The 7,630-nt window shown below is 76.0% G+C and carries 2 protein-coding genes; both read right to left on the bottom strand.

Annotation, left to right across the window (positions count from 1 at the left end; all coding sequences use genetic code 11):
* The coding region (locus ABD308_RS32780) for a type I polyketide synthase (RefSeq protein ID WP_344343171.1) at positions 1-7,030 on the bottom strand (7,030 nt) is incomplete at its 3' end.
* A 37-nt stretch (positions 7,031-7,067) separates the two neighbouring features.
* The coding region (locus ABD308_RS32785) for a phosphopantetheine-binding protein (protein ID WP_344343173.1) at positions 7,068-7,630 on the bottom strand (563 nt) is incomplete at its 5' end.

Here is a 7,630-nt window from a genome sequence, read left to right on the forward strand (position 1 = left end):
CCATCCCCACCCACTGCGAACCCTGACCCGGGAACACCAGCACCGAACGACCGGAAACCAACCCACCGCCGGACACCGCAGCACCCTGCGACAGCGCGGTCAGGTGCTCGGCGAGGTTCTCCTCCGTGCCCACCAGCACCGCGCGGTGTGCCAGCGCGCCGCGGCCCGTGGCCAGGGAGAAGGCCACGTCCGTGGCCCGGACGCCCGAACCGTCGCCGATCCGGGCCGACAGCGCGGCGGCCTGGGCGCGCAGCGCCTCCGGAGTGCGCGCCGAGAGGAGCAGGGGGACGGCGGCGGGCACCGGTTCCGGCGTGGCTGGCCCGTCGGAGGCCGCCGGGTCGTCCGGGGCCTGTTCGAGGATGACGTGGGCATTGGTTCCGCTGACGCCAAAGGAGGACACGCCGGCCCGCCGCAGGCGGCCCGTGTCGTCCCACGTACGCGCCTCCGTCAGCAGTCGGCCGGCTCCCGCCGACCAGTCCACCTCGGGCGTGGGGCCGTCCACGTGCAGTGTCTTGGGCATCACGCCGTGCCGCAAGGCGAGCACCGACTTGATGACCCCCGCCACACCGGCGGCAGCCGAGGCGTGGCCGATGTTGGACTTCAGCGAGCCGATCCACACCGGACGGTCCGCCGGACGGTCCTGCCCGTAGGTGGCCAGCAGGGCCTGCGCCTCGATCGGGTCGCCCAGCCGCGTCCCCGTACCGTGCGCCTCCACCACGTCCACCGCGGACGCCGGCAGGCCCGCGTCCGCCAGCGCCGCCCGGATCACCCGCTGCTGCGACGGACCGTTCGGCGCCGTCAGGCCATTGCTCGCACCGTCCTGGTTCACCGCCGAACCCCGCACCACCGCCAGCACCGGATGCCCGTTGCGCCGCGCGTCCGACAAGCGCTCCACCAGCAGCATCCCCACGCCCTCGCCGAAGGCGGTCCCGTCGGCCGCCGCGGCGAAGGACTTGCAGCGGCCGTCCGGGGCGAGTCCGCCCTGTCGGCTGAACTCGACGAACAGTTCGGGGCTGCACATCACGTTGACGCCGCCGGCCAGCGCCAGCGAGCACTCGCCCGACCGCAGCGCCCGTACCGCGAGGTGCAGGGCCACCAGCGAGGACGAGCACGCCGTGTCCACCGTGACCGCGGGGCCTTCCAGGCCGAAGAAGTAGGCCAGGCGTCCGGAGACGATGCTTCCCGAGTTGCCGGTGCCGAGGAATCCTTCGACGTCCTCGGGGATGTAGGGCAGCAGCCGGGCGGCGTAGTCCTGCTGCATCAGGCCGACGTACGTGCCGACCGGGGCGCCGCGCAGGGCGGCCGGGTCGATGGCCGCGCGCTCGAAGAGTTCCCAGGTGGTCTCCAGGAGCAGCCGCTGCTGCGGGTCCATGGCCAGGGCCTCGCGCGGCGAGATGCCGAAGAACTCCGCGTCGAAGTCGGCCGCGTCGTACAGGAAGCCGCCGTCGCGGGTGATGGAGGTGCCGATGCGGTCGGGATCGGGGTCGTAGAGGGCTTCGACGTCCCAGCCGCGGTCGGTGGGGAACCCGGAGACGCCGTCGCGGCCCTCGGCCAGCATCCGCCACAGGTCCTCGGGTGAGCGGACACCGCCGGGGAGGCGGCAGGCCGCGGCGACGATCGCGATCCGGTCGTCGTCCGCGTCCCGGTTCCGGCCGGCCGGGCCCGCGGGTACGGCGGGCATGACGGCCGTGGCCGCTTGCGCGTCCGTGAGTCCGGCGCCCAGGAAGCCCGCGAGCGCCGCCGGGGTCGGGTGGTCGAACACCAGGCTGGCGGGAAGCCGCAGGCCGGTGGCGGCGTTCAGGCGGTTGCGCAGTTCCACCGAGGCCAGTGAGTCGAATCCCAGTTCGCGGAAGGCCCGTCCGGGGTCGAGGGCGTCCGGGGAGGCGTGGCCGAGGACCGCTGCCGCGTGGGTGCGGACGAGTTCGACGAGCAGCCGGGTCCGTCCGGTGGCGTCGAGGGCCGCGAGGCGCAGGCGCAGGGCGTTGTCGTCGGCCCTCGCCTCCGCGGCCGTGGCCGCCCGGCGCGGCGGTGTGCGCACCAGGCCGCGCAGCAGCGGCGGCAGGGTGCCGTCCGCCGCCGCGGACCGCAGGGCCGCGGTGTCGAGGCGCATCGGGACCAGGGCGGCCCGGTCCACGGTGAGCGCGGTGTCGAAGAGCGCGAGTCCCCGCTCGGTGGAGAGCGGCGGCATCCCTGACCGGGCGAGGCGCCGGACGTCGTCCTCGTCCAGGTGTCCGGTGAGGGCGCTGGGCTGCTCCCACAGGGTCCAGGCCAGGGACTGGCCGGCCAGCCCCGCCGCCCGGCGCCGGGTGGCCAGGGCGTCGAGGAAGGCGTTGGCGGCGGCGTAGTTGGCCTGTCCGGGGCCGCCGAAGGTGCCCGCGGCCGAGGAGAAGAGCACGAAGTGCGTGAGGCCGAGGTCGCGGGTCAGTTCGTGCAGGTGGAGAGCGGCGTCGACCTTGGGGCGCAGCACGGCGTCCACCCGTTCGGGGGTGAGTGCGGTGACGACGCCGTCGTCGAGGGTGCCCGCGGTGTGGACCACGGCGGTCAGCGGGTGCGCGGCCGGAAGGTCCGCGAGTACGGCGGCCAGGGCGGTCCGGTCGGCGGCGTCGCAGGCGACGACGGCGGTCTCGGCTCCCAGCGCGGCGAGTTCGGCCCGCAGTTCTCCGGCTCCGGCGGCGGCCGGGCCGCCGCGGGAGAGCAGCAGCAGGTGCCGGACGCCGTGCCCGGTGACCAGGCGGCGGGCGACGTGGGAGCCGAGCAGGCCGGTGCCGCCGGTGATGAGGACCGTGCCGTCCGGGTCGAAGTCCGGGAGGGGCCCTGCCGCGTCGTCCGGGAGGTCCGGGTCGTTCCTGAGGACCCGGACCAGGCGGGGTGTGCGGACGTCGTCGCCGCGGACCGCGGACTGCGGTTCTCCCGAGGCGAGGGCCGCGGCGACGCCCGCGGAGGTGCCGTGCTCGTCGTCGGCGTCGAGGTCGAGCAGGGCGAAGCGCCCGGGGTGTTCGGAGCCGGCCGAGCGGACCAGGCCCCAGAGCGCGCTGTGCGCGGGGTTGCGTACGTCCTCCCCCTCCCCGGTGCTGACCGCGCCCCGGGTGGCGAACACCAGGCGCGAGCCGGCGAAGCGGTCGTCGGCGAGCCAGGTCCGGACGTCGGCCAGGGCCTGGTGGACGGCCGCGCGGACCGCCTCGGCCGTTCCTGCCGCGTCCGCGGGCTCCGCGCAGGTGAGCAGGACCGTTCCGGGCACCGGGGCTCCGGCGTCGACGTCGGCCAGCAGCGCGGCCAGGTCGGCGGTGCGGTGGACGGGTGCGCCGCTGCCGCGCGGGGGTTCGGTGACCCATTCCGTCGCGTAGAGGTCCTGGTGGCGGCGGCCGCCGGGGGCGCGGTCGGCGCCGAGGCCGGCGGTGCCCGCGGGGCGCAGGACCAGCGCGTCCACGGTCGCCACAGGGGCGCCGGTCGCATCGGCGACGGCGAGCGTCACCGTGTCGGGTCCGGCCGGGGCGAGCCGGACGCGGATCGCGTCGGCGCCGGCGGCGTGCAGGGTCACGCCGTTCCAGGAGAACGGCAGCCGTCCCTCGGGGTGGGCGTCCGCACCGGGGGTGCCGGGCACGCCGGTGGCGTGCAGGGCCGCGTCCAGCAGGGCCGGGTGCAGGCCGAAGCGGGCGGCGTCGGGTGCGGGCCCGGCGGGCACGACGGCCTCCGCGAACAGCTCGTCGCCGCGCCGCCAGGCCGCGCGCAGGCCCTGGAAGGCGGGACCGTAGGCGAATCCGCCGGCCGCGAAGCGGTCGTACAGTCCGGCGAGGGCGAGGGGTTCGGCGCCGGGCGGCGGCCAGGGCATCGGCCCGTCGGCCTCGGCGCCTTCCGCGCCGCCCTGGGCCAGGACGCCTTCGGCGTGCCTGGTCCACTCGTCGTCGTCGAGGTCGCCGTCGGCGGGCGCGTCCGGCCGGGAGTGCAGGCTGAGCGGGCGGCGGCCCAGGGAGTCGGGGGCGCCCACGGTGAGGCGCAGCACGGTGCCGCCGTGTTCGGGCAGCACCAGGGGGGCCTGGAGGGTGAACTCCTCGACCCGGGGGCAGCCGACGCGGGCTCCGGCCTGGAGCGCGAGTTCCAGGAAGGCGGTGCCCGGGAGCAGTGCCCGGCCGCCGACGGCGTGGTCGGCGAGCCACGGGTGGGTGCGGGCCGACAGGCGGCCGGTGAGGAGCAGGCCGTCGCTGTCGGCGAGGACCACGACGGCGCCCAGCAGCGGATGGTCCGCGGGAGTCAGTCCGGCGGAGGTGACGTCGGCGTCGGGCGCGGCGCCGTCCTCCAGCCAGTACGGGTCGCGCTGGAAGGCGTAGGTGGGCAGTTCCACCCGTCCGGGGCGGCGGCCGGCGAAGACGGTGTCCCAGTCCGGGGAGACTCCGCGCAGGTGGAGTTCGGCCAGGGACTCGGTGAACCGGCGCGGGCCGCCGTCGTCGCGGCGCAGGGTGCCCACGGCGGTGGCGTCGGCGCCGGCGTCCTCGGCGGTCTCCAGGACTCCGACGGTGAGGACGGGGTGCGGGCTGCTCTCCAGGAGGACCTGGTAGCCGTCGGCGAACAGGGCACGGGTCGCCTGTTCGAAGCGGACGGTCCCGCGGAGGTTGCGGTACCAGTAGTCGGCGTCCAGGGCGGTGGTGTCCTCCAGCAGGCCGCCGGTGAGGGTGGAGTAGAAGGGGACGGCGGACGGGCGGGGGGTCAGTCCGTCGAGCAGGGCGAGCAGTTCGGTGCGGATGTCCTCGACGTGGGCGCTGTGCGAGGCGTAGTCGACGGGGACGCGCCGGCTGCGGATGTCCAGGGCCGCCATGCGGTCGAGGAACGCGTCGAGCGCGTCGGTGTCGCCGGAGACCACGGTGGAGGCGGGTCCGTTGACGGCGGCGACGGAGAGCCGGCCGCCCCAGGGGGCGAGGTGTTCGGCGACCTGTTCGGCGGGCAGCGTCACCGAGGCCATGCCGCCGCGGCCGGACAGCGCCCGGATGGCGCGGCTGCGCAGGGCGACGACCTTCGCCCCGTCCTCCAGGCTCAGCGCTCCGGCCACCACGGCGGCGGCGATCTCGCCCTGGGAGTGGCCGATGACCGCGCCGGGGGTGATGCCGTGGGAGCGCCACAGTTCGGCCAGGGAGACCATGACGGCCCACAGCGCCGGCTGCACCACGTCGACGCGGTCGGCCGGCGGGGTGCCGGGGGCGCCGCGCAGGACGGCTTCCAGGGACCAGTCGACGAAGGGGGTCAGGGCGCGTTCGCAGTCCGCGACGCGGGCGGCGAAGGCGGGGGCGGAGTCGAGGAGTTCGACGGCCATGCCGGCCCATTGGGAGCCCTGGCCGGGGAACACCAGGGCGACTTCGCCGCCGGTTCCGGCGGTGCCGAGGACCAGGCCGGGGACGGTGCGGCCGGCCGCCAGGGCGTCGAGGCCGGCCCGGAACTCGTCGGGGCGGGCGCCGATCAGGACCGCCCGGTGCTCGTGCGCGGCGCGGGTCGTCGCGAGGGCGTGGCCGACCTCGGCCGGGCCGGGGCCGGGGTGGGCGCCGAGATGGTCGCGGAGCCGTGCGGCCTGGGCGCGCAGCGCTTCGGCGGTGCGTCCGGAGAGCACCCAGGGGAGGACGGCGGGGGCGGCGGGTTCGTCGGCCTGTTCCAGGACGGGCTCGTCCGCCTGTTCCAGGACGACGTGTCCGTTGGTGCCGCTGACGCCGAAGGAGGACACCGCGGCCCGGCGGGGCCGTCCGGTCTCGGGCCAGGGGGTGTTCGCGGTGACCAGGCGTACCGCGCCCGCGGTCCAGTCGATCCGCGGGGACGGGTCCTGCGCGTGCAGGGTGGGCGGGACCGTGCCGTGCCGCATGGCGAGGACGGTCTTGATGACGCCGCCGACGCCGGCCGCCGCCTGGGTGTGTCCGATGTTGGACTTCAGCGAGCCGAGCAGCAGCGGCTGCCCGTCGGCGCGGTTCTGCCCGTAGGTGGCCAGCAGGGCCTGGGCCTCGATCGGGTCGCCCAGCGGGGTGCCGGTGCCGTGCGCCTCGACCACGTCCACGTCGGCGGGGGTGAGTCCGGCGTTGGCCAGGGCGTGGCGGATGACGCGCTGCTGGGCGGGGCCGTTGGGGGCGGTGAGCCTGCTGCTGGCGCCGTCCTGGTTGACGGCGGTGCCGCGGATCAGGGCGAGGACCGGGTGGCCGTTGCGCCGGGCGTCGGAGAGGCGCTCCAGCAGGAGCATGCCGACGCCCTCGCCCCAGCCGGTGCCGTCGGCGGCGGAGGAGAAGGACTTGCAGCGGCCGTCCCGGGCCAGGCCGCCCTGGCGGCTCATCTCGACGAACGGGACGGGTGTCGACATGACCATCGCGCCCCCGGCCAGGGCGAGGGTGCAGTCGCCGCCCCGCAGGGCCTGGGCGGCGAGGTGGATGGCGACCAGCGAGGAGGAGCAGGCGGTGTCGATGCTGACCGCCGGGCCCTCCAGGCCGAAGGTGTAGGCGACGCGGCCCGAGGCGACGCTGTCGGAGTTGCCGTTGCCGATGTAGCCGGCCACGTCGTCGGGGACCTGGCGCAGCCGTACCGCGTAGTCCTGGTACATCACTCCGGCGAAGACGCCGGTCCTGCTGCCCCGCAGGGTCGCGGGGTCGATGCCGGCCCGTTCGAACGCCTCCCAGGTGGTCTCCAGGAGGAGCCGCTGTTGCGGGTCCATCGCGAGCGCTTCGCGCGGGGAGATCCCGAAGAATCCGGGGTCGAAGTGCCCGACGTCGTCGAGGAAGCCGCCCAGGGCGGTGTGGCTGGTGCCCTCGCGCAGCCGGTCCGGGTCGTCCAGGTGGTCCAGGTCCCAGCCGCGGTCGCCGGGGAAGCCGGTGATGGCGTCGGTGCCGTCGGTGACCAGGCGCCACAGGTCCTCGGGGGACCGTACGCCGCCGGGGTAGCGGCAGCTCATCGCGACGACCGCGATCGGTTCGCGGCCCGCTTCCTCGGCCTCGGTCAGGCGCCGGCGGGTGTGGTGCAGGTCCGCCGTCACGCGCTTGAGGTAGTCCCTCAGCTTGTCGTCGTTCACCATCGGGAGTCGCCGTCCTGGTTCGGGTGTCGGGTCGGTGTCATGACAGGCCGAGTTCGTTGTCGATGAGGTCGAAGAGTTCGTCGTCGCTGGCGCCGTCCATACGGTCCTCGATGGAGTCGGCCGCCGAGCCGTCGCCGTCGGCCGCGGTGGCCGCCGGGTCGACGCGGCGCAGGAGTTCCCGGAGCCGGTCGGCGAGCCGGTCGCGGTCCGCCGGGTCGTCGAGGGCGCCGTCGAGGGTGCCTTCCAGGAGGTCCAGTTCGGCGAGGCCGGGGACCGGGCCGGGCCCGGCTTCGGGGACGAGTTCGGCGGCGAGGTGTCCGGCGATCGCGGCCGGGGTGGGGTGGTCGAAGAGCAGGGTGGCCGGCAGGGGGTGGCCGGTGGCGGCGCGCAGCCGGTTGCGCAGTTCCACCGCGGTCAGCGAGTCGAAGCCGACCTCCAGCAGACCGCGTCCGGGATCGACCGCGGCCGGGCCGCTGTGGCCGAGCACCAGGGCGGCGTGGGAGCGGACCAGGTCGAGGAGGACCCGGCCGCGCTGGGTGTCGTTGAGGGAGGCGAGGCGCTGCTTCAGGGCTTCGGGCCCGTCGGGGCCGGTGCCGGCGG

Origin of the sequence: Kitasatospora putterlickiae (assembly GCF_039527695.1) — a bacterium.
In the GTDB taxonomy this organism is placed as follows: domain Bacteria; phylum Actinomycetota; class Actinomycetes; order Streptomycetales; family Streptomycetaceae; genus Kitasatospora; species Kitasatospora putterlickiae.